This window comes from Bradyrhizobium sp. LMTR 3 (assembly GCF_001693485.1).
Taxonomy (GTDB): domain Bacteria; phylum Pseudomonadota; class Alphaproteobacteria; order Rhizobiales; family Xanthobacteraceae; genus Bradyrhizobium.
The window spans coordinates 491,820-516,788 of record NZ_MAXC01000023.1; the positions used below are offsets into that span (position 1 = coordinate 491,820).

The window sequence follows — 24,969 nt, forward strand, 5'->3', positions numbered from 1 at the left end:
TCGGGCGGCTTGACGCAAGCGTCGCGCGGGGCCGGGGCCGTCACGAGGAATATATGAGTTCGACCGCGCTCAATCTGCTGCTCGCGATCTTGCTGCTCGCCGCCAACGCGTTTTACGTGGCCGCCGAGTTTGCGCTGGTCAAGAGCCGCGGGTTTCGCATCAAGGCGATGGTCGAGCAGGACCGGTTCGGCGCGCGCCTGCTGCATGGCATGATGGGCAATATCGAGGCCTATCTCGCCTGCTGCCAGCTCGGCATCACCATGGCCTCGCTCGGCCTCGGCTGGGTCGGCGAGCCCACCGTCTCGGCGCTGCTCGAACCGGTGCTCATGCCGCTCGGAATGTCGGAAGCCAGCTTGCACTTCGTGTCGTTCCTGGCCGGGTTCCTGGTGTTCTCCTCGCTGCATATCGTCGTCGGCGAGCAGGTGCCGAAGACGCTGGCGATCAGGGAGCCGATGCCGGTATCGCAATGGATCGCGTATCCGCTCTATCTGTCCTATCTGGTTTTCTGGCCGCTGAACTGGCTGCTCAACAGCGCCTCGCGCGGGATTCTGCGACTGCTCGGCGTGCAGGAATCCTCGCAGCACGAAATTCTCACCGACTCCGAGATCGAAGGGCTGGTGGAAGAATCGGCCGTGCACGGCGGGATCGAAAGCGGTGAGGCCGAATACATTCAAAATGTCTTCCGCTTTGGCGATCTGGCGGTATCCGACGTCATGGTTCATCGCACCGCGATGGTGATGATCAATGCCGACCTGCCGCCGGACGAATTGGTGGGCGAGGTGCTAGCAACAGAATACACCCGCATCCCGCTCTGGCGCGACAAGCCGGAGAACATCATCGGCGTGCTGCACGCCAAGGATCTCTTGCGCGCGATCCGTGCATCCGACGGCGATACCTCGCACATCAACGTTTCGGCCATCATGCGCCCGCCATGGTTCGTGCCGGAAATGCGGCCTCTGTCCGAACAGTTGAAGGCGTTCCGCCGCCGCAAAACCCACTTCGCGCTCGTCGTCGACGAATATGGCGAGGTCGAAGGCATGGTGACGCTGGAAGACGTCCTGGAAGAGATCGTCGGCGATATTTCCGACGAGCACGACGTCGTGGTCGCCGGCGTCCGCGTCCAGGCCGACGGCTCCGTGGTAGTGGATGGCTCCGTGCCGATCCGCGACCTCAACCGCGCCATGAACTGGCATCTGCCCGACGAGGAGGCGACGACGGTCGCCGGCCTCGTGATTCACGAGGCGCGCTCGATTCCCGAACGCGGCCAGAATTTTACCTTCCACGGCTGCCGTTTCCGCGTGCTGCGCCGCGAGCGCAACCGCATTACGGCGCTGAAGATCACGCCGCTGCCGCGCGAAACCGGCGCGGAATATCCGAAGCCGAAGCGGGCAGGGACGGCGTTCTGAGCGCCTCTCCGCGCATTTGCGCGCTCGCTGCTCAGGACGGTGGGACTATTCAATATCGATCGTGACGCCAGAGAGCTTCCACTGGCCGTCGGAGGGAATGAAACCGAGCTGGTACTTCACCTTTTTCGGCGTGGTGTCGAAGCGGCCCTTCAAGCGCAGCACGCCCTTGTCATCGATCTTTGCGTCCTCCTCCGGAATGACCGGGCTGGCGACGATCGCGTCGAACACCGCGTGCTTCTCGACCAGATCCTTGAAGACGGCCCGCAGCTTGTCGGGCGGAAACTGATCGCGGAACGGCTTTGAAATCTTGGCGTGCAGGACCGTGAAATTGTCCGATGCCACCGCATCGTTGAGCGTCACCAGAATGCTCTTGATCAGCACCTCCTGAACGAAGGGGCTCGGCATGTCGAGCGCCTGCGTCCTGATTGGGGAAGCCGCAACCAGCAGCGCCACGGCGGCGGTCCATCTGAAGCGTGCCCAATATCGCATCGGACGACCCCATCGAGCTGCGATGGCATCAGGGTCAGCCGACCCCGCGTTCAACCGGAACTTGACCTTCGCTTTAATGATTGTCTCATAGTTGCGAAAACTGTTCTACCGTCTCCGCCGATTTTCACAGGAAGCTGCCGGACAACCTCATGTCAGGTGGGCGATGGCTTCCGCGAGCAGCCGTTCGGGCGGATACGCCGATGTGTCCAGCGTCAGCCTCGCATCGGTCCAAGCTTCATAGCCGGTGCGCCGCTTCTCGACCTCGGCCCAGGTAATTTCGGTCATTCCCTCGATGGAGCGCATTCGCGCTTCGATGCGCCGGCGGTGCGTTGCTTCATCCGCGCAAACGCATTCGATGATCGCTAGCTCCACTGGATAGTTTGCGGCGAGATTCCGCCATGCGGCGCGCGGCGCCTCGACCGGATTGACGGCGTCGATCACGACGGACTGCCCCAGCCGCAGGTGCTCTTCGGCCAATGCCTGCGCCACGACATATGCCGCAATTCCCGTTTGATCACGGGGCAGGCCGCTGCGCCACATCGCGGCCTCGATCGGATCGACGGAAAACAGCGGCAGCGAAAAATGGCGCGAAATCCCCTCGGCCAGCGTGCTCTTTCCGGAACCCGGGAGCCCTGCCAAAATTACCAGCTTCTGCGACAGCATCGGGCGCTCATACTGTTGCGGCAGGTTGCCAAACTACCGGCCGGCGGTTTCGCCCGGCGCCTGCGCCCTGATGGCGAGTGCATGGACGGAGCCCTCAAGTTCCGCCGCAAGCGTCGCATTTACCATGCGGTGGCGTTCAACCCGGCTCTTCCCTTCGAAGGCTTCAGATACGATATACACCCTGAAATGCGTCTCACCGCCTGGCCGGTGGCCCGCATGGCCCTCATGTAGATGAGATTCGTCCGCGACGTCGAGGCTTTCCGGCAAGAAAGCTTCACGCAACTTGTTTATGATAATGTCCCTGGTGCTCATGATGGCGGCAGATAATTGTGTGTCCGCTTCCCGTCAATGGCGCATCCGAATGGAGGTATTCGCAATGTCAAGACTTGAAGCCTTGCGCATTGCGTAGTCAAAGTCAGCCATGCCGATTGATTCATCCAAGTTCTTCGATTCCATTCGCATCAAGCCCAACAAGCTGAGTGCGAAGCAGCAGGCGCAGGCGCGCGAGGAAGCCGCCATGTGCGAGTGGGCGGGCTGTCAGAACAAGGGCCCGCATCGCGCGCCCAAGGGCCGGGAGAATTCCCGCGAGTACTGGCACTTCTGTCTCAACCATGTGCGCGAATACAACCAGTCCTACAATTTTTTCCAGGGCATGAACGCCGATGCGGTCGCGCGCTACCAGAAGGACGCGCTGACCGGCCATCGCCCGACCTGGAAGATGGGCGCGAACACCGCCGGCAAGAAGGGCAAGCAGCCCAGCGCCGAGGACTTTGACGGCGCGGCCGATCCGTTCAGCATGTTCTCCGAGCTCAACGGCCGCGGCCGCTGGCGACCCGGCCCGGGCGCGCAAGCCAAGGCCGAGACGCGCAAGGTGATGAACGCCGAGCGCAAGGCGCTGCAGGTGATGGGGCTTTCCGCCGAGGCAACGCTCGACGACGTCAAGGCCAAGTACAAGGCGCTGGTCAAGCAGCACCATCCCGACGCTAATGGCGGCGACCGTTCCACCGAGGACCGCCTGATCGAGATCATCAAGGCGTATAATTATCTGAAGACGGTGGTGCGGGCGTAATCGCTGAACGCAAATCTCCCGTCGTCCCTGCGAACACAGGGACTCATACGCCGCGGCTTCTCGATTTTATTCCTCTGGTCGACGGCTTTCGCGAGACAATACACATTTGTGGTTATGGGTCCCTGCGTTCGCAGGGACGACAGCGGAGATCTTGGCTCCGCTGGTGTCTTGTACGAAGTTTTGGTTCCGCTCACTTCGGCATTGGCCCGATATACGCCGAGCTCGGCCGGATCAGACGGCCGCCACGCTGCTGCTCGCGGCCATGCGCGGTCCAGCCTGCGGCGCGGGCGACTGCAAAGATCGGCGTAAACGCCTGCCGCGGAATTTTCAGCGCGTCGAGCAGGATAGCGGTGAAGAACTCCACATTGGTGTCGAGCGGGCGGTCGGGGTTTTTCCGCCGCAATGCGTCGCGGATGTAGGCTTCGACCTCGCCCGCGAACGGCAGCTCGGTGCCGCCTCCTGCGAACCGCCCGATCGCGCGCTTGAGCAAATCTGCGCGTGGGTCGCGGACGCGATAGACGCGGTGGCCGAATCCCATCAGCCGCTCGCCGCGGGCCAGCGCGCTGTCGACCCACGGCTTGATACGCTCGGTCGAGCCGATCGCGTCCAGCATCTCCAGCACCGGTTCAGGGGCGCCGCCATGCAGCGGCCCGGTCAGGGCGCAATAGCCGGCCGTGACGGCTGCGAACAAATCCGCTTGCGTCGAGGCTACCACGCGCGTCGTGAAGGTTGACGCATTCATGCCGTGGTCGCAGACCGTGACGAAGTAGGTGTCCAGCGCGGTGATCTCGCGCGGTTCGGCTTTGCGGCCGCGCAGCATCGACAGCGTGTCGGCGGCATGGCCAAGGGTCGGGTCGGGCGCGATCGGGTCCTCGCCTTTGGCCCGCTGCAGCAGCGCGCCCGCAATCACAGGCAATGCGCCGACGATGGTCGCCTCGTGCTCAAGTCCGTTCTCGGCGCGCAGGCCGGCAACGGCTGCACGAAAGCCGTCGACGATCGACATGCCACGCGTTGCCGGCAGCAATTCGGGCAGCCGTGCGAATGCGCGTTCCCGCGCAGCGCCGAGCCTCGAGCGCACATTGGCTTCGTTGAGCGAAGTTCCCATTGCGGCGTTCCACAGCCGCGCGGTCACGCCTTCAAAACTCGACTTGCCCGCGAGGTCGCCGACCCGTTCGCCGGCGATGATCAGTTCGCCGCGCTCGCCGTCGACATGGCTGAGGACGGTTTCGGCGGCCGAAATGCCGTCGAGGCCGATCGGGGTCTTGGAAATCTGCATGTTCATGATGGCTCTCCTTTGCCTGCTGTCAAAGGTCGGGCCTCTCGACAAATTGATCAATCTTGATTATGTAAATCAATATGAAAAAATCCGCCGGCCTTTACCTCTCGGCCCGCGAGGCCTCCGCCGAGCTCGCGATCTCCCAGGCGACCCTCTACGCCTATGTCAGCCGTGGCCTGATCCGGTCGGAACCAGCGGAGGATTCTCGCAACCACCGCTACCGGGCCGAGGACGTCCGCACGCTGAAAGAGCGGCGCGCGCCGTCGCCGGAGCCGCGCGGCCTGCGCAGCTTCGACGCCGATCTGCCGGTGATGGACTCAGCCGTCGGAACCATCACCGAGGACGGCGCGATCTATCGCGGCGTCAACTGCATCGATCTCGCCGAGCGCGACACGATCGAACACGCCGCGACGCTGTTGTGGGATGTCACAGGCGTCGACCCCTTCGATCAGAACAATTGTCCCGTCGTGTCGGACGAAATGCGCGCAGTGGCCGAGGCCGCACGCGGGGCTAATGCGATCGATCGCGCCATCGCCGTGCTGGCGCTCGCCGCCAGGGCTGACCCGCGGGCCTTCACCCGTGCCGACGAAGAGCGCGCGATGCTAGGTGGCCGCATCATGCGCCTCGTGGTCGCGACCATGCTGAACGCCAAATCCTCGGCAAAGCCGCTTCACTTGCAGATCGCACGCGTCTGGGCGCCGGAGCACAAGCACGCGGCCGATCTGATCCGCCGCGCGCTCGTGCTGCTGGCGGATCATGAGCTGAATGCTTCGACCTTCACCGTGCGCTGCGCGGCCTCGACCGGGCTAAATCTCTACGATGCCATGATCGCCGGTCTCGTCGCGCTGAAAGGCCCGAAGCACGGCGGCGCCGGCGTGCTGGCGGCGCAGCTTCTGAAGACGCTTGCCAATGGCGAGGTCGCCCCCGTCATCCGCGAGCGCGTCGCGCTCGGCGAACGCTTCGCGGGCTTTGGTCATGGGGTCTATAAGCATGGCGATCCCCGTGCGTGGGCGCTCCTGGAGGCGCTGGCACGCTCGGGCGCGGACCGTAAGCTGACCCACGAAATCCCGGAGCGGATCGCCGAAGCGACCGGCGAGTTCGTCAATATCGACTATGCCCTTGCGGTGCTGGTGCATACGCTCGGCCTGCCGCCGGGCCATGAACTGGTGCTGTTTTCCATGGCGCGAACGGTCGGATGGATCGCGCATGCCTGCGAGCAATTGCGCCATGGCCGGCTGATCCGGCCCCGCGCGCGCTATGTTGGTCCCGCCCCGGGACGGAGCCCCGTCCGCGCCTGACGGCGGCGCAGCGTCCAGACCCCGAGCGCGACGATTGCGGCTGCGAATACGGCCAGCATCCAGAGATGCTTGCCGGTATGCTCATGATGCGGAAGGCCGGCGTAGTGGTGCAGCGCCGAGACCGCCAGCACTCCCGGTAGCACATGCGCCAATGCCCAGGCCAGCACGGCCGGAACATTGACACCATAGAACCGGCCCGGCGGCATCCCGAGCGCGCCCGCAGTGACCGGCACGAAGGCGCGGATCGGCGGCACGAAGCGGGCGAAGAATACGGCCAATGTGCCCCAGCGTTGGAAGAACGCTTCGCTTTGCGCCATCACGTTCGGATAATTCTTCAACGGCCAGGCGCCGAGGATTTCGCGCTGCGAGCGATGGCCGGCCCAGAACGCCGTACCGTCACCCAGCAACGCCCCGGCAATCGCCGCCGCCAGCACGCCCCAAAGTTTCAATTCGCCACCCGGCACCAGCGCGCTCAGGGCCAGAATGATGGTCGAGCCCGGCACCAGCGCGCCCATAACCGGGACCGCCTCCAGCAATGCCGCCAAGAAGAGCGCGAGATAGGCCAGCCATGGATGTGCCGACACCAGCGCAATCAGGGAATCAAGGAATGAAGTCACAGGGCTCCTGTTGGGTGGCGGCCTGCCGGACCCAAAACTATCAATTTGGGGCGCAAGCCGAAAGTCCGCCCAAGGGCGCCGCATGGCAAAAGTGCGGCGTGATTCGCAGAGCAGCCCTCCAAAAACCTGAGAGATGGCTTATCTCAATGATAAGGCAATGGAACTTTGATTGCGCCGCGGGCTTCTGCCGGCCCCTGCTCTCTGCTAGGTTCACGGTAGCCCCCATCCGCAGCCATTCAACAGATCTGGTTTCGGGAATGCCCGGGACCTCGGAGGATTGATGACGACCGCCGCCATGAGCAAAGTTTCGGAGCCCGTCGGACTGCCCGACATGAAGGTGTCGGTCCGGCAGGTTTTCGGTATCGACAGCGACCTCGAAGTGCCGGCCTATTCCGAAGTCGACCCGCATGTGCCGGAAGTCGATTCGGACTACCGCTTCGACCGCGCCACCACGCTCGCAATTCTTGCCGGTTTCGCCAAGAACCGCCGCGTCATGGTCACCGGCTACCACGGCACCGGCAAATCGACCCATATCGAGCAGGTCGCCGCAAGGCTGAACTGGCCCTGCGTGCGCGTCAACCTGGACAGCCACATCAGCCGTATCGATCTGGTCGGCAAGGATTCGATCGTCATCAAGGACGGCAAGCAGGTCACCGAATTCCGCGACGGCATCCTGCCCTGGGCGCTGCAGCACAACATCGCGCTGGTATTCGACGAATACGACGCCGGCCGCCCCGACGTGATGTTCGTGATCCAGCGCGTGCTGGAAGTCTCCGGCCGCCTGACGCTGTTGGACCAGAACAAGGTGATCAAGCCGCATCCGGCGTTCCGCCTGTTTTCGACCGCCAACACGGTCGGCCTCGGCGACACCTCGGGCCTCTATCACGGCACCCAGCAGATCAACCAGGGCCAGATGGACCGCTGGTCGATCGTCACCACGCTGAACTATCTGGCGCATGACGAGGAAGTCGAGATCGTGCTGGCCAAGGCGCATCACTACCGCACCCAGGAAGGTCGCGACATCGTCAACAAGATGGTGCGGCTGGCCGATCTCACCCGTAACGCATTCGCCAACGGCGATCTGTCGACGGTGATGAGCCCGCGCACCGTGATCACCTGGGCCGAGAACTCCGACATCTTCGGCGATATCGGCTTCGCGTTCCGCGTCACCTTCCTCAACAAGTGTGACGAACTGGAGCGGCCGCTGGTGGCCGAATTCTACCAGCGCTGCTTCAACCAGGAGCTGCCCGAGAGTTCGGTGAACGTGGCGCTTTCGTAGCTGTCGTTCCCGCGAAAGCGGGAACCCATACGCCGAGGACTTTCGATGGAAGGATGTTGCCAACGTCGGGTGAATTAACGACCGCTGGTGGTTATGGGTCCCTGCTTTCGCAGGGACGACGGGTGATAGAAACGTAATGACGACGTCGAACATCAAATTCCGTACCGGATCCAAGGAAGCCCCGACCGAACCGTTCAAGCGCGCGGTGACCTCGTGCCTGCGCGCGATCGCCAAGGCGCCGGAACTGGAAGTGACATTCGCGGCCGAGCGCCCCGGTCTTGCACCGGGCAAGGCACGGTTGCCGGAGCCGGCGCGCAAGATGACCAAGCGGGATGCTGCGATCGTGCGGGGGCACGCCGATTCGGTTGCGTTGAAGCTCGCCTGTCATGATCCCAAGGTGCATCGCAAGCTGATGCCGGGAAATCCGCAGGCGCGTGGCGTGTTCGAGGCGGTGGAGCAGGCCCGTGTCGAGGCCATCGGTTCGCGGCGGATGGCGGGTGTGGCGAAGAACTTGACCGCGATGCTCGACGATCACTTTCATCGCGGCAAATACGACGAGATCACCGATCGCGCCGATGCGCCGCTGTCCGATGCGCTGGCGATGCTGGTGCGCGAACGGCTGACGGGCCTTGCGCCGCCGGCGGCTGCGAAAAAAATGGTCGATCTCTGGCGTCCGGCGCTGGAAGACAAGATCGGCACCCGGCTCGACAAGCTCAGCCGCGTCACCGAGGACCAGGCCAAGTTTGGCGATCTCGTGCACGACCTCTTGTCGGCGCTCGACCTCGGCGACGACCGCGATGCGGACGCCGATGACGAAGAAAACGACGACGAGAATCAGGACGGCGAGAGCGATCAGTCCGGCTCCGAGGGCTCGCCCGATTCCGATGCCGCGCAGGAAATGAGCGCCGACCAGGCGCAGGCTTCCACCGACGAAATGTCGGAAAGCGCGATGGAGAGCGCGCAGGCTTCCACGTCAGATACGTTCGACGACGGCGAGCTCGGCGACGACGAGACGCCGGGCGAAGCGACGCGGCCGAATACGCGCGGCGCCAACGAGCCGCGCGGCCCGGAATATCACGCCTTTGCACCGAAATTCGACGAAGTCATCGCCGCCGAAGATCTCTGCGACCATGACGAGCTGGAGCGGCTGCGCTCCTACCTCGACAAGCAGCTCGCGCATCTGCAGGGCATCGTGGCGCGGCTCGCCAACCGGCTGCAGCGCCGCCTGATGGCGCAGCAAAACCGCGCCTGGGAGTTCGATCTCGAGGAAGGCATTCTCGATCCCGCAAGGCTGTCGCGCGTGGTCACCGATCCCTATCACCCGCTGTCCTTCATGCACGAGAAGGAGGCGACCTTCCGCGACACCGTGGTGACGCTGCTGCTCGACAATTCCGGGTCGATGCGCGGCCGGCCGATCACGGTGGCGGCCACTTGCGCCGACATTCTGGCGCGCACGCTGGAGCGTTGCGGCGTCAAGGTCGAGATTTTGGGTTTTACCACCCGCGCCTGGAAGGGCGGCCAGTCCCGCGAGGCGTGGCTCGCGGCCGGCAAGCCGGCCAATCCGGGCCGGCTCAACGATCTTCGCCACATCATCTACAAGTCCGCCGACGCGCCCTGGCGCCGTTCGCGCAAGAATCTCGGCCTGATGATGCGCGAGGGCCTGCTGAAGGAAAACATCGACGGCGAGGCGCTTGATTGGGCGCACAAGCGACTGCTTGGCCGCGCCGAGCAGCGCAAGATCCTGATGATGATTTCGGACGGCGCGCCGGTCGACGATTCCACGCTGTCGGTCAATCCCGGCAACTACCTCGAGCGGCACCTGCGCCACATCATCGAGGAGATCGAGACCCGTTCGCCGGTCGAACTGATCGCGATCGGCATCGGTCACGACGTCACGCGCTATTATCGCCGCGCCGTCACCATCGTCGATGCCGAGGAGCTCGGCGGCGCCATCACCGAAAAGCTCGCCGAGCTGTTCAGCGAAACTCACGGCGCCGCGCCTGCCAACGGTCACCGCCGGCCGCGCCGCCTGCACTCGTGAGCGCATGCCCCCGCTCATAGGCCGCCGCCGCCTTTTGAAATATGCAGCGGCGGGGCTTTCCATGGCGGCCGTGCCCGGCGCGGCATTGGCGCAGACCGCCGTTCAGCGGCCACTGAGGCAGACCGTTCCCGACGAGTTCTCGGTCCGTGCGCCGGTCTCGATCGACGTCAATGCAAGGCCGCTGCAGTCGTTCGACACCCGCGACCGCTCGCGTGTGCGGTTCGGCGAACTCGAATTTCGCAGCGGGCTGATCCTGACCTCGCGGTTCCGCGGCTTCGGTGGCTTGTCCGGCCTGCGGCTGGATCCAAAGGGCGAGCGCTTCATCGCCATCAGCGACAAGGGGGGCTGGTTCACCGGCCGCATTGTCTACAAGGGCCGCGAGATGACCGGACTCGACGATGTCGAGGCTTCGCCGGTGTTGGGTCCGGACGGCAAGCCGATCACCTCGCGCGGCTGGTACGACACCGAGGCGCTCGCGCTCGACGGCTCGCTGGTCTATGTCGGCCTCGAGCGCGTCCATCAGATACTGCGCTTCGACTTCGCCAAGGGATTTACCCACGCGCATGGCGAATTGATTCAGTTGCCGCTCGGCGTGCGCAAGCTGCCCAGCAACAAGGGAATCGAGGCGCTCGTCGTGGTGCCGAAGGGCCTGCCGCTGGCGGGAACGCTGATCGCGATCTCCGAACGCGGGCTCGACGCGCAGGGCAACATCACGGCCTTCCTGATCGGCAGGACGCTGGGGCTGTTCAGCGTCCGCCGCAGCGACAATTTCGATATCAGCGACGCGGTGCTGCTGCCGTCCGGCGGGCTGCTGCTGCTCGAACGCAAATTCTCCTGGCTCGGCGGCGTCGGCATCCGCATCCGCCGCATCGCGCTTGCCTCTATCGCCCCCGGGGCAGTTATCGACGGCCCCGTGATCTTCGAGGCCGATCTCGGCAGCGAGATCGACAATCTGGAAGGCATCGACGCCCATGTCACGCCGGAGGGCGAAACGATCCTGACGCTCATCTCCGACGACAATTTTTCGATGATCCAGCGCAATCTGCTGCTGCAATTCGCGCTGGTGGAGTAGCGCCGCTTCTTCTCCCGTATATTCGCCCGGCAGGGTTGAGCCGGGCGCGGGTTGAGCGGCGGGCGCGGCCTCGTTACACAATAGGGCTTGCTTCCTCCGGTCCGGATCCCTTTGCCCATGAGCGCTCTGTTTACCCCGATCAAGCTGCGCGGCCTTAACCTTGCCAACCGCATCATGGTGGCGCCGATGTGCCAGTATTCGGCCGTCGACGGCGAGGCCAATGACTGGCACTTCACCCATATCAATTCGCTCGCGCTGTCGGGGGCGAGCGTCTTCTGTATCGAGGCGACTGCGGTGGAGCCGACGGGCCGGATCACGCCGGGCTGTCTCGGCCTCTACAACGACGCCACCGAAGCCGCGCTGAGGCCGATCCTGGCCTCCGTGCGCAAGCGTTCGAAGGCCGCCGTGATGATGCAGCTCGCGCATGCCGGCCGCAAGGCATCGAGCCACACGCCGTGGGAAGGCGGGCAACTGATCCCGGTGGCCGAAGGCGGCTGGCGGGCGGAGGGGCCGTCGGCGATCCCGCACAAGGAGAGCGAGCCGCCGCCCGTTGCCTTCGATGCCACGGGCCTTGCGCGCGTGCGCGATGCGTTCGTGGCGACCACGAAGCGCGCCGAGCGGCTCGGCATCGACGCGATCGAGGTGCACTCGGCGCACGGCTATCTGCTGCACCAGTTCCTGTCGCCGATCGCCAACCGGCGCACCGATCAATATGGCGGCTCGTTGCAGAATCGCATGCGCTTCCCGCTCGAAGTGTTCGACGCGGTGCGCGCGGCGTTTCCGCACGACAAGCCGGTCGGCATTCGCGTGTCCTGCACCGACTGGGTCGAGGGCGGCTGGGATCTGGCGCAGACCATCGAGTTCGCGCAGGCGCTGAAAAAGCACGGCGTCGACTGGATCGACGCGTCCTCGGGCGGCGTGTCGCCGCTGCAAAAAATTCCGCTCGGCCCCGGCTACCAGGTGCCGTTCGCGCAAGCGATCCGCGAGGCGACCGGGCTGACCACCATTGCCGTCGGCCTGATCACCGAAGCCAAGCAGGCCGAGGAGATCGTGGCCTCCGGCAAGGCCGACATGGTCGCGCTCGCCCGCGCCATGCTCTACGACCCGCGCTGGGGCTGGCACGCCGCTGCCGAACTCGGCGGCGAGGTGTTCGCCCCGCCGCAATACTGGCGCTCGCAGCCTTCGACGCAAAAGGCACTGTTCGGCGCGACGACGTTCGGGACGCGGTAGCGCATCACTTCCCTTCTCCCCTTGTGGGAGAAGGTGGATCGCTGGCGCGCAGCGGCAGCGAGACGGATGAGGGGTCTGTCTCCGCGGATGCAAACCCCTCATCCGGCGCTTCGCGCCACCTTCTCCCACAAGGGGAGAAGGGAAGTGCGCGTCACTCCGCCGCGCGAACCTCAGCCCAGCCGTTTCGTCATATCTCGGCCATACGTTCGGCGTGCTATGCTTTCGCGTGCGCGCGATAGACGCGTTTTCAATAACAACATACAGCGAGGACGCCCCATGGAGATCGGATATTTCACGATGCCGTCCCATCCGCCGGAGTGCGGGTTGAAGGAGGGCCACGACTGGGACCTGCAGACGCTGCGCTGGCTCGACGAGCTCGGCTATCAGGAAGCCTGGATCGGTGAGCACCACACCGCGCCCTGGGAACCGCATCCTTCGCCCGATCTCATTCTTGCGCAGGCGTTTTTGCAGACCAAAAATATCCGCCTCGGTCCCGGCGGCTTCCTCTTGCCCTATCACCACCCCGCCGAACTCGCCAACCGCGTCGCGATGCTCGACCATCTCTCCGGCGGACGGCTGAACTTCGGCGTCGCGGCAAGCGGCCTGCCGAGCGACTGGGCGATGTTCAACGTCGATGGCATGTCCGGCCAGAACCGCGACATGACGCGCGAGGCACTCGAGATCATCCTGAAAATGTGGACCGAGGACGCGCCCTGGACCCACACCGGCAAGTTCTGGACTGTGAGCAAGCCCGACACGATGTTCGACTTCCTCAAGCCTCACCTCAAGCCGCTGCAGGCGCCGCATCCGCCGATCGGCGTTGCCGGTCTCTCCAAGGGTTCGGATACGCTCAAGCTCGCCGGCGAGCGCGGCTACATCCCGATGAGCCTCAACCTCAATCCGGCCTATGTCGGCAGCCACTGGGAGTCGGTCGAGATCGGAGCTGCGAAAACCGGACGCAAGCCCAAGCGCAGCGACTGGCGGCTGGTACGCGAGGTCTTCATCGCCGACACCGACGAGGAGGCGTGGCGGCTGTCGGTCGGCGACATGATGGGCCGGATGATGACCGAATATTTCCTTCCTCTGCTCGGCCATTTCGGCTTCAAGGACTACCTCAAGGCCACGCCCGATATCGCAGACTCCGACGTCACGGCCGAATACTGCGCCCGCAACAACTGGATCGTCGGCTCGCCTTCGACCGTCACCGAGAAGATCGAGCGGATCTATCACGAGGTCGGCGGCTTCGGCACGCTGCTCGTGTTCGGCTTCGACTACAAGCACAAGCCGGAAGCGTGGCACAATTCGCTGCGCCTGTTGAAGCAGGAGGTGATGCCGCGGCTGAAGCATCTCGATGCGGACTTGACGAAGGCGGCGTGAGTGAGCGCTCCACTCTTTCCCCGTCATTGCGAGGAGCGGTAGCGACGAAGCAATCCATTCTTTCGTTGTGCGGCGAGATGGATTGCTTCGCGGAGCCTGTCATCCGGCGGCGCTTCGCGCCGACCGGGTGGCTCGCAACGACGGTGGATATAGTCCCTCAACGCGGCGGCTTCGGCGCCGGCTCCACCGGGCGCACCTGCCAGAATTTCAGCAGGCGACGAGCGTTTTCGACCGTCAGTTTGGCGTACTGCTCTCTTGCTTTCGCCAGCTCGTGCCGGCCCATCGAGCCGGCGGCGAAGCGGCTGTCGAGCACGGCGGCCACCGTGTCCCAGTTCAGGCCGGCAACGCGGCAGGGGATCAGCACGCCGTCGTCGCGCAGGCTCTGCATCACCGGGCGGATCACCTCGACGGTCGAGCCTGATAGTTCGGCGAGCGCTGCGACTGTCTCGGCGTACTTCCGCTCTCTCGCAAACGCCAGGAGCGCCGGCTCGTTCAGCTTGCCGTGCTTGGCGAGCGCAGCGACGAAGCGGCGCGCGGCGGCGAAATCGCGGGTGCGCGACATTTCGCGGCTGGCGCCGGCCGAGGCGGCGGCGATCGCGTTGCGGATTTCCTCGAACAGATGTGGCGGCGCGCGCGACAACAGCCGCGTGCGCACGGCTTCCGTTGCGTTCTGCAGCAATTGCCGGCGCTGTTCGGCCGGCAGGTCGACGCGGATGCCGGTCTCGACCGCCAGATCCGGATCGCTCTCCGCCTGCTTCAGCACGATTGCAAAACCGCTCGCCGACATTCGCGCGCCGGGATTGGTCACGAGCCGCCGGCTGACCGAGGGATAATGCCGCTTGAGCAGCGCGTCGGTGACGATCTCGGTCAGCCACCAGCGCCCGGAGATCGCCAGCAGATGCTGCTCGCCTTTGGTCTGCGCCAATTCCACCAGATCGTCGGCCGTCAGCCGCGCCGATTCGGTCAGCACCGGACGCGCGATCGAAATCTCGTCGTTATGCGCGAGCCGTCGGATTACGATCGGCGGCGCATGCTTCGCGGAAGCGAGCTGCGTGCTCAATTCGGCAAGCGCGATGCGCGCGGAGACGTCGGCGAGCGCCCGCAGCTCGATGGTGCGGATCAGCCGTTCCAGCACGTCGCCGAACAGCTCGATCTGCTCGCCGGAATAGCCGTCGGCGGACAGCAGAAACAGGTCCGTGACCTGCCTCAGCGCATCCAGATGTTTTTCCGCCGAGCCGGCCTGGATGGCCGCCTCGACCTCCTCGGTGATCGATCGTTCCAACATCGCTCGTCCTGAGCGTTTCCAGCCGGTTCTGGCAGCAGATGCGTGAGAATAGGCAGCAGAGTTGAACGATTCGTAAACCATTCGGGTTCCGCGGCGGCAGGAATGCGGCCGTAAGGTTGCGGGGCTCGCTTTCTTCCTTCTCCCCTTGTGGGAGAAGGTGGCGCGAAGCGCCGGATGAGGGGTTCTCTCCGCGGAGACAGACCCCTCATCCGTCTTGCCGCCGCTCCGCGGCGTCAATCCACCTTCTCCCACAAGGGGAGAAGGGAAGAGGGCGCTCCGCTCGTCTCGGACCATCCTACGCTTCCGCCGCGACGTCCTCCGCGCTCGCATGCGCCGGCGGTGTCGGCATCGGGAATTTCTCGTATTGCTTCGGCAGGTTCACTGGCCGGTAGCTCGGCAGCGCGTCCATGCGCTGCAGCGCGGACTCGTGGATGACTGCGCCGTCGGGGATCAGCCGCGGTTCGGCGTCGGGGATGTAATAGCCGAAATGGCTCTCACGCGCCGGCCATTCCTTGTACGTCGCGCGCTTCGGCAGATATTCGAGCAGCCACCACGCGCCGCGCAGCGACTCGTGCAGCTCGCCGCGCACATCCGGCGCGACATAGGAGAACGGGCTGCCCTTGCGAGGGACTCCCCAGGCGAGCTGGTTGACGGTGGCCTGGTTGACGCGGAGCCCGCACTTGACCGCCTCGTCGATCATCCAGAGCAGCGGATACTTTGAAAGCCCGCTTTCCCTTTCCGGGTAGCCGCCGCCGATATCGGCATGGACGCCTGAGAACCACACCTGCAGAATATCCTGCGGCTCGGCGTTGATGTCGTTGAAGCGGTTGTGCCGGAAGGTTTGCGGATCGTCCCACTTTTTCAGGCGGAACATGCAGCGCCGCTCGTCGATCGAGATTGCCTGCCGGAACGTCTGCACGCTCGGGTTCGCAATGGTGAACGCGAGCTCCTCCAGGCTCGGCCAATAGAAGCGATCGGCCCGCGGCACGATCACGCTGGCGACCGTATCCCAGACGCCGACGAAGCGGATCACAGGCCAGCGTGTCGAGGTGATGCGCGCGAATTGGGCTGCGTTGTCGAACGCCGTCTGCGGCAGCGGCCCTCCAGCGTCGCCGGCATCGCTGAGCAGCTTCATCTCGCGGCGCAGCTTCGGCGCCTCGTCGGAGGAGAACTGCTTGTAGGCGATCAGGCCGCTTCCTGCGAGATTGACCTGCTCGGGCGAGATCAATCCAATCTTGTGCACCAGCCCCGCCAGCACCCGCACGGTATAGGCGCCGCGGGAAAAGCCGAACAGATAGATCTGATCGCCTTCGCGATAATGCTGGACCAGGAAGCCATAGGCCGCGAGCACGTTGTCATCGAGCCCATAGCCGGTGGCGAGCCCAAGGATGGCGTTGAAATCCTGCTTCAGCTTGTGCCACGGGTCCGGCCGCTCCAGCGTGCCGACGCCCGGATCGTAAAACACCATCTGCCGCGGCTCGGTCTTCTCCGTCTTGCGCAGGCAGCGATAGAGCTTGAGCACGTTGGAGATGTTCTCGGAAATCTCGTTGCCGGTGCCGTCGCAGCAGATGATGATGTTGCGCATGGTGACTCGCGGGGGAGGGGTGATACTACCGGAGCGAGTATAGCAAAATGAGGGGATTTTTGGATGGCGCTGCGGGGCGGCGATGGCGCTTCGTCCACGGCTATTCCGGGCGCAAGCGGCCTGCGGTCAGGCCGCCTCCGTCACCGCTCGTAGGTGAACGCCGGTTTCTTCCTGCGGCGCCCCGATGACGCCGAGCAGGTTTCCAGCGGTGGGATTGCCGTCGGGTCCGAACATGCGGATCAGGCTCTTCGGAGACCGCCCCCAGCACCTCGCCGAGCCGCTCGAAGTCGACGGTTGCGTTGATATAGGCCCGCAGCGCCGCGCCGGCCCTCATCGATCTCACCCTGCAGCAGCGCCCGCACCGCTTCCTGAAACAGGGCTTTGCGAAAAGCAGGCTCTAGTCTACGCGATCAACCGCTGCACCAGCGCTGACTCACTTGAGTACGTCAAGAGCGCCTCGTGAGTCGCCCGAGTAACCCCAACATACGTCAGCCGAACGCATTCCTCGACTGGCTCGCCGTGGCGACCGAGCAAGCCCAACCCTGCGATGGCGACGCACGGAAACTCGAGCCCTTTCGCAGTGTGCATGCTCAACAAACGCACAGCTACACGCTTCGTCGAAACTCTGTTCTTGTTGTTCTTGGCCATATCGATCGGCACTTCATGCTTGGTGAGTACCTGAGCGACCCGCTCCCCAATCCAGTGCTCCGGATAAAGGCAAGCCATTTGCGGCCATTCGTATCCCGCCTTCTTCCGCCCGAGAAACCATTCGGCCACGCAGTGAGCTTCTGCGTCGATGCTCACACACTGCCGCACGTCCGGCACCAGTCCCTGCCGACCCGCATCTTCGGGCAACAGGATGGGGTGCTCATCATCGGCCGTCGTGCCCGGAGCGCCGATCACGTCTGAAGCGAAGCGCCGCGCAAAGGCAACGATTTGGGCCGTGTTCCGGTAATTGACTTTCAGGACGGTCGTTCTGCCCGTCGCTTCAATTCCGAGCTGTTTCCACACCGGGCGCTCACGTCCCTTGTAGATGGCCTGTATATCGTCGTAGACGACCATCAGCGCCTTCGTGCGTGGGTTCACCATCTTGGCCGCAAGCGCGAGCCATTGCGGCTCGAAGTCGTGTGCCTCGTCGATCAGGACGGCGTCGTACTGTTCAGTTGGGATATGCCCCTGATCTACGGCCTTCACGACCTCTGCAACGCTCGCAGCCAATCGCTTTGCGTAGTCTGGATATTCTCGCTCGGATGGGGCAGGAATCCCATAAGTCCGCAGCATCCGGTAACACCAAGCATGAAAGGTAAGTACTTGAACGCGGTCTTCCACGCCCCGATTCTGCATGGCATCCTCAAGTCGCCCAGCGATGCCATTGGCGTAGCACAGGATGAGTACCGGCTTTGTAGCCGCACGCGCCAGATGTTCGGCGCGAAAGGCAAGGATCAGCGTCTTGCCCGATCCAGCGACGCCGCGAATAATTCGATGCCCCTCTCCCAAGCTGCGCGCGATCTGCTCCTGATGCATGTCCATGACTGCAAGCGTCCGATCGGATGGATCGGGCACCATCGCCTCGTCCAGAGGCAAGGCAATCTGTCGTATGCGGATTTCGGGAAAGAGCAGCGCGCGCAGCCGGTCGAACTGTGGCATCGACAACGGCTCTCCGAGACGCGGATAAACCATGCGCCATAATCTGGACCGGAATTCTTCAGGGTCGGTGCTCTCCGTCATTTCATCCTTGAACACACATAAGTGCTCGGCGAACACCTCCTTAAGTTCGGTCTGATCGAACTGCTTGCGCGTAATATTGGTGAATACGACCCCGAAGCCGAACGGAAGAATGGGTCGCCCCATGAAGCGATGACCAGCAGGAAACAGCAGTTGACCATCCCGCTCCAGCGTGCGCACGACCTCGAATGTGTACTTGCGAGCCTGCTCCAGGGGGCTGGTCTCCCGCACGATGCCACGACTCGTCAGCAATTCGACTTTCGTTTTGTCGGCCGCCACGATTGATTCCAGGCGCCAGTCCTTCACCTCAAGCACGAGCAGGCCGTTCGCTGGGTGAACGATGATAAAGTCCGGATGCCGGCTGCGAGGGCCGACCGGGAGATTGTGCCAAGCGATAGCGTTCTCTTCGAGGAAGTCCTTGAGGCGCTCCGCGAGTCGCAGCTCGCCGCGGGTGTCGAAGCGCGCGAAGCCCAGGCTAGGGATCAGGATTGCCATGTCATGGCCGAAAGGTTGAGAGCCAACTTAGGGCTCAACGCGACCTCATCACGTTTTGGGTCGATGCTCACGGACCTGCCCTTTTGCAATTCACGCGTTCTCCCGCGATCAGTGAGAGCAGAACTGACCTCGCTTGTAAATTGCGTCAGGAGTGCCTTTGAGGAATTCCCAAACGGCCGCTTGCCGTCGCCGTCTCTCCCGGCAAAGATCGATCTTAGGTTGCGTCGGCCGACCCCAAACGCAAAAACGGCCGGGTCTTCCGACCCGGCCGCTCCGAACTTCGATCCGCCGATTTACGTTTGGCTCAGCTCGCCTTCTTCACAGGCGCGGGCTTGCCGACCTTCTTCTCGAGTGCGCGCTTCAGTTCGAGCGCGCGGGGGGAGAGGACGTCGGCCTTGGCCTTGAGGAGGTAGGCATCGAGGCCGCCATTGTGGTCGACGCTCTTGAGCGCATTGGTCGAGACGCGCAGGCGCACGTTGCGGCCGAGCGCGTCCGAGATGAAGGTGACGTTGGCAAGGTTCGGCAGGAAGCGCCGCTTGGTCTTGATGTTGGAGTGGCTCACCTTGTGGCCCACTTGGGGGCCCTTGGCCGTCAGTTCGCAGCGCCGGGACATCTTGCAAAATCCTCTTCCATCCCCGCCAGGGCCAAGCCGCTTCTCGCGGGCGCCGCGGGGGTCCAAAATCGCGTCCATTTCCAGGAACCGCGGACGTATAGGGGGAGACGGCCACGCGGTCAAGGTTGTTGGGCCGGTAAAGGAGCCCCGTTCCGGGGCTCAAGCCCGTATTTCTGACGCGCTTTCTTCACGCGAAACCGGAAGTCCACTTCGCTTGAAAACGCTATGGTTCGTAACGACTGGTTTACCAGGGGTTCCAGCCACTTAAGGGACCATATAAAGGGCGTAATCCGCGCCGACACCATGGCTTTCGAAAAAGAACCGGCCCCAAGCCCCCGCAAGCGGTGGGCGGCCAGGGAGAGGTCGGGTAGAGGCGTGGCTTTCGCGAAAGCACGCGTTGTTTGCCGGATATTTTTGCCTAAATGAACACCCAATCGCGCCGATCCCGGGATTTTTCACTCGTGACTGCCAGATGCGCCGTTTCGCGCCAATCTCTCTCCGCAAGGCTCGGCCTCGCTGTCGGCCTGTGCGCCGCCGCGTGGGGCTTGCTCGCGCCGCAACAGGCCTCTGCGCAGGGGCGGCTGGACGCGCGTTATGAGGCGACGCTGGCGGGCATCCCCGTCGGCAAGGGAAGCTGGACCATCGAAATCGGCGACGATGTGTTTTCGGCCTCGGCGCAAGGCGGCACGGCCGGGCTGTTGAAGGCGTTTTCCGGCGGCACAGGTTCCGGCGCCAGCCAGGGCCGCATCGTGAACGGCGCGCTGGTGGCGAACGCCTATACCGCGACCACCACCACGCAGAAGAAGTCCGAAACCATCCGGATTTCGCTGGCCAATGGCGGCGTGAAGGAATTTTCGATCGACCCGGCGCCGCCGGTCGATCCCGGCCGCATTCCCGTCACCGACGCGCACCGCAAAAGCGTGCTCGATCCCATGACGGGCTCACTGCTGCGCGTGCCCGGCAATGGCGAAGTGCTGGCGCCGGATTCCTGCCGCACCGGGGCAGGGATCTTTGACGGACGCATGCGCTACGATCTCAAGCTCGATTACAAGCGCATGGAAACGGTCAAAGCCGAAAAGGGCTATCACGGGCCGGCGCTGGTTTGCGCCATCTATTTTACGCCCGTCGCGGGCTACATCCCGGATCGCCCCGTGATCAAATATCTCGCGAACGAACGGCGGATCGAGATCACCTTCGTGCCGCTCGCGGGGACGCGCGTCCTGGTTCCCTTCCGCATGACGATCCCGACGCCGTTTGGCCTGGCGATGCTGGAAGCGACGTCGTTCGTGACATCAGCCATGCCGCCACGGGTAGCGAAGACGAATTGAGGCTTTGAAGTCACCTCGCCCCGCTCTTCGCGGGGAGAGGTTGAGACGCCGGCGCGCGTTGCGAAGATTAAGTGAGGGACGACGACTCTATCGCTCCCTCCCCCCTTGCGGGGGAGGGTCGGGGAGAGGGGTAAGCCACGAGCACCGCCGTTGCCGCCACCCCTCTCCCTAGCCCTCCCCCGCAAGGGGGGAGGGAACGCAGCGTCAATCGCTGTGGCACCATGCAAATGCAGCGAGCTGAATCATGTTGACTCTTCCCCGCTTCTGATTCGACTCCGTCGCCCTGATCTTTTTAAGAAATTAGTCCCGAAACCGTCGCTTGTGGAGCCGCCTTAAACTTGATCTAGTGCCGCCGGGTGCGCTTCAGCGCGAGATGTTGCGGTGAACGTATCGGGTCTCGGGAGGAGTCAGCGATTCGGACGCGATTCGTTCCAGACTCGTTCCAAAGCTTAAGCCGCGACCGCATCACCGTCGCAAAGTGAAACAGAATCGGCGCAATTGACGCCGAGCCAGCAGAAAGACGTCCGTCATTGCGAGTCAACGGGTCGGCGCAAGCGCCGCCCGATGATAAACTCCGCGAAGCAATCCATCGCGCAGCATAACGGATGGCTGGATTGCTTCGTTGCGTTGCTCCTCGCAATGACGGTGGAAGCGCCGGAACTTTAAAGAAACACCTGCACAGAATGGCTTTCTCTCCTTCCACGTTCGCGACTGATCGCGCGCCCGGCGCGGGCGTTACCGCTGTCCTCGGGCCGACCAATACCGGCAAGACGCATCTGGCCATCGAGCGGATGCTGGGGCATTCGTCGGGCGTGATCGGCCTGCCGCTGCGGCTTCTGGCGCGCGAGGTCTACAACAAGATCGCCGATCGCGCTGGGACTGAGGCGGTTGCGCTCGTCACCGGCGAAGAGAAGATCAAGCCGAAGAACCCGCGCTACTGGGTCTCCACCGTCGAGGCGATGCCCAGGGATCTCGACGTGTCGTTTCTCGCCGTCGACGAAATCCAGATCGCGGCCGATCTCGAGCGCGGGCATGTCTTCACTGACCGCATCCTGCATCGTCGCGGCCGCGACGAGACGCTGCTGCTCGGTGCCGCCACCATGCGCCCGATCATCGAGCGGCTGCTGCCGGGCGCTTCCATCGTCACGCGCCCCAGGCTCTCGCAGCTCGAATTCGCCGGCGACCGCAAGATCACGCGCCAGCCGCGGCGCACCGCGATCGTCGCGTTCTCGGCCGATGAAGTCTACGCCATCGCCGAGTTGATCCGCCGCCAGCATGGCGGCGCGGCCGTCGTGCTCGGCTCGCTCTCGCCGCGTACGCGAAACGCACAAGTCGCGATGTTCCAGAACGGCGACGTCGATTATCTCGTCGCCACCGACGCCGTCGGCATGGGGCTGAACCTCGACGTCGACCACGTCGCGTTTGCCTCCGACCGCAAGTATGACGGCTATCAGTTCCGCAGGCTCAATCCGGCCGAGTTCGCGCAGATCGCGGGCCGCGCCGGGCGCGCCACCCGCAACGGCACGTTCGGCACCACGGGGCGCTGCGCGCCGTTCGAGCCGGAACTGGTGAACGCGCTGCAGAACCACACGTTCGACAGCGTCAAAATGCTGCAATGGCGGAATTCGAAGCTGGATTTTTCCTCGCTCGGCGCGCTGCAGGTCTCGCTGGCGCTGCCGCCGGGGCATGAGGCCTTGACCCGCGCGCCTATTGCCGAAGATTTGCGCGTGCTCGATCACGCGGCGCGCGACGGCGAGGTGAGGGAGATGGCCCACGGCGCAGCAGCCGTGGAACGGCTGTGGGACGCCTGCCAGATCCCGGATTACCGCAAGATCGCGCCCGCTGCCCACGCCGAGCTCGTGACCACGCTTTATGCATTCCTGATGAAGAAAGGTCGGATACCCGACGCATGGTTCGCCGCCCAGGTCGACCAGGCCGACCGCGTTACCGGCGATATCGACACGCTGTCGGGCCGGATCGCGCAAATCCGCACCTGGACCTTCGTCGCCAACCGGCCGGACTGGCTGTCCGACCCCGACCACTGGCAGGGGATCACCCGTGAGGTGGAAAATAAATTATCCGATGCGCTGCATGAACGGCTTACGGAGCGTTTCGTTGACCGGCGGACCAGTGTATTGATGCGCCGCCTGCGGGAGAACTCAGTTTTGAATACGGAAATTGGCAAGACCGGCGAAGTGATTGTGGAAGGCCACGCGATCGGCCGGCTCGATGGATTTACCTTTGCACCCGATGCGGCGGAAGCCGGCTCGGACGCGAAAGCATTGCAGGCCGCCGCCCAGCAGGTGCTGGCGAGCGAGATCAACGCGCGTGCGGAAAAGCTTTCGGCCGCGCCGGACGACCAATTCGTGCTGACCTCCGACGGCACCATCCGCTGGACCGGCGATGCGGTGGCAAAACTCGTCGCGGCTGACGATGCGCTGCATCCCCGCATCCGCATCATTTCCGATGAGCGGCTCTCCGGCGCGCCGCGCGAGGCCGTGCAAACGCGGCTCGATCTGTGGCTGAAGACGCATATCGAAAAGCTGTTGGGGCCGCTGTTCGGGCTGTCGAAGGCCGAGGACATCACCGGCATTGCGCGCGGCATCGCGTTTCAGCTCGTCGAAGCGCTCGGCGTGCTGGAGCGTTCGAAGATCGCGAGCGAGATGAAGGATCTCGACCAGGCCTCGCGCGCGACGCTGCGAAAGTACGGCGTGCGGTTCGGCGCCTATCACATCTATTTCCCAGGGCTCTTGAAGCCCGCCGCACGTGCGCTGGCTTCGCTGCTCTGGGCCGAGAAGCAGGACAATGTCGACATGTCTGCACTCTCGGGTGCACAGCATCTGGCGAGCTCGGGGCGCACCTCGTTCCCGGTCGACAAGGCGTTGCCGCGCGATGCCTATCGCGTGCTCGGCTACCGCCAGTGCGGCGAGCGCGCGGTGCGCGTCGACATCCTGGAGCGTCTCGCCGATCTCATTCGTCCCGCTTTGGCGTGGCGCGAGACGTCGCCGGGCGAAAAGCCCGCCGGTGCGTTCGACGGCCGAGGCTTCGTGGTGACGCAGGCGATGACCTCGCTGACGGGATCGGCCGGCGAAGATTTCGCCTCGATCCTGCGCGCGCTCGGCTACCGCATGGATCGCCGCCCGCCGTTGCCGCCGAAGCCGGCGCCCGAGGCCGTCGTCGAGACGGTCTCCACTGAGACGCCGCCGGTCGAGGCGAGCGCCGAGACGACCGCGGATGCGCCGGCGGAAGAAGTCGCGGCCGAAGTGCCTGTCAGCGACGAGCCCGCGCCGTCATCGGCCTCGCTGTTGCCGGAGGTGACCCCGGTGACCGCCGAAGAACCCGCTGCTGCGGTGGAGGCTGCGCCCGCCGAGACCACCCCCGCGGAAGCCGCGATCGCGGATGCGCCCCCGGAACAGGAGGCGCCGGAAGCGGTCAGCGCCGCGGAAGCGGCGGCCGAACCCGAAACCGCGAGCGAAGCGCCTGCCGAAGCAGCCGAAGCGCCTGCAGAAGCCGCTCCCGTCGAAGCTCCGGCGGCCGAAGCCAAAGCCGAGACACCGGCTGAGCCTGCACTCGTCGAAGTCTGGCGGCCCGGCGGCCGTTCCGACGAGCGCCGTCCGCATCACGACCGCAGCCGCCAGCGCCATCGCGCGGGCGAAGGTGCGCAAGCGGCAAGCAGCGAAGGAGGCGAGGGGGCGCAGCGCGAGCAGCGCCATCGCCGTGGCCGTCGCCACGAGTTCAGAAAGCCGCGCGAGGGCGCACCGGCCGATGCTACGGCAGCGCCGGCCGCAGCAGAAGGCGCGCCCGCGGCAGAAGCGCGTCAGGACCGTCCGCCGCGCGAGCGTTTCGAGGGCAAGGGCCGCGACCGCGAGGAGCGCCGCGACAAATTCGATCGCAACAAGGGCGAGCGCAAGGGTGGCCGCGACAAGGGCGAGCGCGGCGGCCGTGATTTCGGCGGACGCGACAAAGGCGGCCGCGACAAGCGCGACTCTGGCCCTTCGCATCGTCAATGGGCGACGAGCGCGAGCCCGCGCGATCGCGACCGGCCGATCGATCCGAATTCACCGTTCGCAAAACTGGCGGCGCTGAAGGAACAGCTCGCCGGCCGTAAGGAATGATCAAGA

The 24,969-nt window shown here is 64.4% G+C and carries 19 protein-coding genes; 10 read left to right on the top strand and 9 right to left on the bottom strand.

Annotated features, from left to right (window positions below; translation table 11 throughout):
• Positions 1–53 precede the first annotated feature (53 nt).
• Entirely contained in the window at positions 54–1,406 is a 1,353-nt protein-coding gene (locus LMTR3_RS19410; RefSeq protein ID WP_065746615.1) for a hemolysin family protein, read from the top strand.
• A 45-nt stretch (positions 1,407–1,451) separates the two neighbouring features.
• Here the strand turns inward: LMTR3_RS19410 and LMTR3_RS19415 are convergent, their stop codons facing one another.
• The 3 genes from LMTR3_RS19415 to LMTR3_RS19425 all read right to left on the bottom strand — a co-directional run bounded on the left by LMTR3_RS19415 (position 1,452) and on the right by LMTR3_RS19425 (position 2,870).
• Positions 1,452–1,895, bottom strand: coding sequence for a hypothetical protein (locus tag LMTR3_RS19415; RefSeq protein WP_065746616.1), 444 nt, complete (start codon positions 1,893–1,895; stop codon positions 1,452–1,454).
• Positions 1,896–2,042: 147 nt separating this feature from the next.
• Positions 2,043–2,558, bottom strand: coding sequence for a P-loop nucleotide/nucleoside kinase family protein (locus tag LMTR3_RS19420; RefSeq protein ID WP_065746617.1), 516 nt, complete (start codon positions 2,556–2,558; stop codon positions 2,043–2,045).
• Positions 2,559–2,591: 33 nt separating this feature from the next.
• Positions 2,592–2,870: a BolA family protein gene (locus LMTR3_RS19425; protein ID WP_065746618.1), complete on the bottom strand. Its 279-nt coding sequence runs from the start codon at positions 2,868–2,870 to the stop codon at positions 2,592–2,594.
• Between the two features lie 109 nt (positions 2,871–2,979).
• On the opposite strand from LMTR3_RS19425, the gene LMTR3_RS19430 reads away from it, so the two are divergent.
• Positions 2,980–3,627, top strand: coding sequence for a J domain-containing protein (locus LMTR3_RS19430; protein ID WP_065746619.1), 648 nt, complete (start codon positions 2,980–2,982; stop codon positions 3,625–3,627).
• A 190-nt stretch (positions 3,628–3,817) separates the two neighbouring features.
• Here LMTR3_RS19430 and LMTR3_RS19435 read toward each other — a convergent pair whose 3' ends face one another.
• Positions 3,818–4,909, bottom strand: a complete 1,092-nt coding sequence (locus tag LMTR3_RS19435; RefSeq protein WP_065746620.1) for a citrate synthase/methylcitrate synthase — start codon at positions 4,907–4,909, stop codon at positions 3,818–3,820.
• A 74-nt stretch (positions 4,910–4,983) separates the two neighbouring features.
• On the opposite strand from LMTR3_RS19435, the gene LMTR3_RS19440 reads away from it, so the two are divergent.
• Positions 4,984–6,201 (top strand): citrate synthase family protein, encoded by a 1,218-nt coding sequence (locus LMTR3_RS19440; RefSeq protein WP_065746621.1) that lies wholly within the window; start codon positions 4,984–4,986, stop codon positions 6,199–6,201.
• On the opposite strand, the gene LMTR3_RS19445 is transcribed toward LMTR3_RS19440, so the two are convergent.
• Positions 6,159–6,818 (bottom strand): DedA family protein, encoded by a 660-nt coding sequence (locus tag LMTR3_RS19445; RefSeq protein ID WP_065746622.1) that lies wholly within the window; start codon positions 6,816–6,818, stop codon positions 6,159–6,161. The two genes, LMTR3_RS19440 and LMTR3_RS19445, sit on opposite strands and share 43 nt — an antisense overlap.
• A 280-nt stretch (positions 6,819–7,098) precedes the next feature.
• On the opposite strand from LMTR3_RS19445, the gene cobS reads away from it, so the two are divergent.
• The 5 genes from cobS (at position 7,099) to LMTR3_RS19470 (ending at position 13,817) form a co-directional block, all read left to right on the top strand.
• Positions 7,099–8,097, top strand: coding sequence for a cobaltochelatase subunit CobS (cobS, locus tag LMTR3_RS19450; RefSeq protein ID WP_065746623.1), 999 nt, complete (start codon positions 7,099–7,101; stop codon positions 8,095–8,097).
• A gap of 136 nt (positions 8,098–8,233) precedes the next feature.
• The gene (gene cobT / locus LMTR3_RS19455; RefSeq protein ID WP_065746624.1) at positions 8,234–10,138 is read left to right on the top strand and encodes a cobaltochelatase subunit CobT; all 1,905 of its coding nucleotides are present in this window, start codon (positions 8,234–8,236) and stop codon (positions 10,136–10,138) included.
• A 4-nt stretch (positions 10,139–10,142) separates the two neighbouring features.
• Positions 10,143–11,210, top strand: coding sequence for an esterase-like activity of phytase family protein (locus LMTR3_RS19460; protein WP_065746625.1), 1,068 nt, complete (start codon positions 10,143–10,145; stop codon positions 11,208–11,210).
• Positions 11,211–11,327: 117 nt separating this feature from the next.
• On the top strand, positions 11,328–12,440 hold the full coding sequence (locus LMTR3_RS19465; protein WP_065746626.1) for an NADH:flavin oxidoreductase/NADH oxidase: 1,113 nt from the start codon (positions 11,328–11,330) through the stop codon (positions 12,438–12,440).
• A gap of 276 nt (positions 12,441–12,716) precedes the next feature.
• Entirely contained in the window at positions 12,717–13,817 is a 1,101-nt protein-coding gene (locus LMTR3_RS19470; RefSeq protein ID WP_065746627.1) for an LLM class flavin-dependent oxidoreductase, read from the top strand.
• A 157-nt stretch (positions 13,818–13,974) separates the two neighbouring features.
• On the opposite strand, the gene LMTR3_RS19475 is transcribed toward LMTR3_RS19470, so the two are convergent.
• The 4 genes from LMTR3_RS19475 to rpmB all read right to left on the bottom strand — a co-directional run bounded on the left by LMTR3_RS19475 (position 13,975) and on the right by rpmB (position 19,520).
• Complete coding sequence (locus LMTR3_RS19475) at positions 13,975–15,102, bottom strand: DUF2336 domain-containing protein (protein ID WP_065746628.1); 1,128 nt, start codon at positions 15,100–15,102, stop codon at positions 13,975–13,977.
• Positions 15,103–15,397: 295 nt separating this feature from the next.
• On the bottom strand, positions 15,398–16,687 hold the full coding sequence (locus LMTR3_RS19480) for a T6SS phospholipase effector Tle1-like catalytic domain-containing protein (RefSeq protein WP_065746629.1): 1,290 nt from the start codon (positions 16,685–16,687) through the stop codon (positions 15,398–15,400).
• Positions 16,688–17,089: 402 nt separating this feature from the next.
• A complete protein-coding gene (locus LMTR3_RS19485) occupies positions 17,090–18,907 on the bottom strand; it encodes a UvrD-helicase domain-containing protein (RefSeq protein WP_065746630.1) in 1,818 nt (605 codons plus the stop codon).
• Between the two features lie 304 nt (positions 18,908–19,211).
• Complete coding sequence (rpmB, locus tag LMTR3_RS19490; RefSeq protein WP_065746631.1) at positions 19,212–19,520, bottom strand: 50S ribosomal protein L28; 309 nt, start codon at positions 19,518–19,520, stop codon at positions 19,212–19,214.
• A gap of 545 nt (positions 19,521–20,065) precedes the next feature.
• Here rpmB and LMTR3_RS19495 point away from each other — a divergent pair.
• Both LMTR3_RS19495 and LMTR3_RS19500 read left to right on the top strand, forming a co-directional pair.
• Positions 20,066–20,848 carry a DUF3108 domain-containing protein gene (locus tag LMTR3_RS19495; RefSeq protein WP_245319946.1) on the top strand — a complete coding sequence of 261 codons (783 nt, stop codon included), beginning with the start codon at positions 20,066–20,068 and terminating at the stop codon, positions 20,846–20,848.
• A gap of 683 nt (positions 20,849–21,531) precedes the next feature.
• A complete protein-coding gene (locus LMTR3_RS19500; protein ID WP_065746633.1) occupies positions 21,532–24,963 on the top strand; it encodes a helicase-related protein in 3,432 nt (1,143 codons plus the stop codon).
• Positions 24,964–24,969: the final 6 nt, after the last annotated feature.

Excerpts from the sequence above, each read along its gene's own strand:
- LMTR3_RS19460 (WP_065746625.1), top strand. The coding sequence starts at position 10,143 with ATGCCCCCGCTCATAGGCCGCCGCCGCCTTTTGAAATATGCAGCGGCG.
- LMTR3_RS19420 (WP_065746617.1), bottom strand. The coding sequence starts at position 2,558 with ATGCTGTCGCAGAAGCTGGTAATTTTGGCAGGGCTCCCGGGTTCCGGA.
- LMTR3_RS19480 (WP_065746629.1), bottom strand. The coding sequence starts at position 16,687 with ATGCGCAACATCATCATCTGCTGCGACGGCACCGGCAACGAGATTTCC.
- LMTR3_RS19470 (WP_065746627.1), top strand. The coding sequence starts at position 12,717 with ATGGAGATCGGATATTTCACGATGCCGTCCCATCCGCCGGAGTGCGGG.
- rpmB (WP_065746631.1), bottom strand. The coding sequence starts at position 19,520 with ATGTCCCGGCGCTGCGAACTGACGGCCAAGGGCCCCCAAGTGGGCCAC.
- LMTR3_RS19425 (WP_065746618.1), bottom strand. The coding sequence starts at position 2,870 with ATGAGCACCAGGGACATTATCATAAACAAGTTGCGTGAAGCTTTCTTG.
- LMTR3_RS19500 (WP_065746633.1), top strand. The coding sequence starts at position 21,532 with ATGGCTTTCTCTCCTTCCACGTTCGCGACTGATCGCGCGCCCGGCGCG.
- LMTR3_RS19440 (WP_065746621.1), top strand. The coding sequence starts at position 4,984 with ATGAAAAAATCCGCCGGCCTTTACCTCTCGGCCCGCGAGGCCTCCGCC.
- LMTR3_RS19435 (WP_065746620.1), bottom strand. The coding sequence starts at position 4,909 with ATGAACATGCAGATTTCCAAGACCCCGATCGGCCTCGACGGCATTTCG.
- cobS (WP_065746623.1), top strand. The coding sequence starts at position 7,099 with ATGACGACCGCCGCCATGAGCAAAGTTTCGGAGCCCGTCGGACTGCCC.
- LMTR3_RS19475 (WP_065746628.1), bottom strand. The coding sequence starts at position 15,102 with ATGTTGGAACGATCGATCACCGAGGAGGTCGAGGCGGCCATCCAGGCC.
- LMTR3_RS19410 (WP_065746615.1), top strand. The coding sequence starts at position 54 with ATGAGTTCGACCGCGCTCAATCTGCTGCTCGCGATCTTGCTGCTCGCC.
- LMTR3_RS19430 (WP_065746619.1), top strand. The coding sequence starts at position 2,980 with ATGCCGATTGATTCATCCAAGTTCTTCGATTCCATTCGCATCAAGCCC.
- cobT (WP_065746624.1), top strand. The coding sequence starts at position 8,234 with ATGACGACGTCGAACATCAAATTCCGTACCGGATCCAAGGAAGCCCCG.
- LMTR3_RS19465 (WP_065746626.1), top strand. The coding sequence starts at position 11,328 with ATGAGCGCTCTGTTTACCCCGATCAAGCTGCGCGGCCTTAACCTTGCC.
- LMTR3_RS19415 (WP_065746616.1), bottom strand. The coding sequence starts at position 1,895 with ATGCGATATTGGGCACGCTTCAGATGGACCGCCGCCGTGGCGCTGCTG.
- LMTR3_RS19485 (WP_065746630.1), bottom strand. The coding sequence starts at position 18,907 with ATGGCAATCCTGATCCCTAGCCTGGGCTTCGCGCGCTTCGACACCCGC.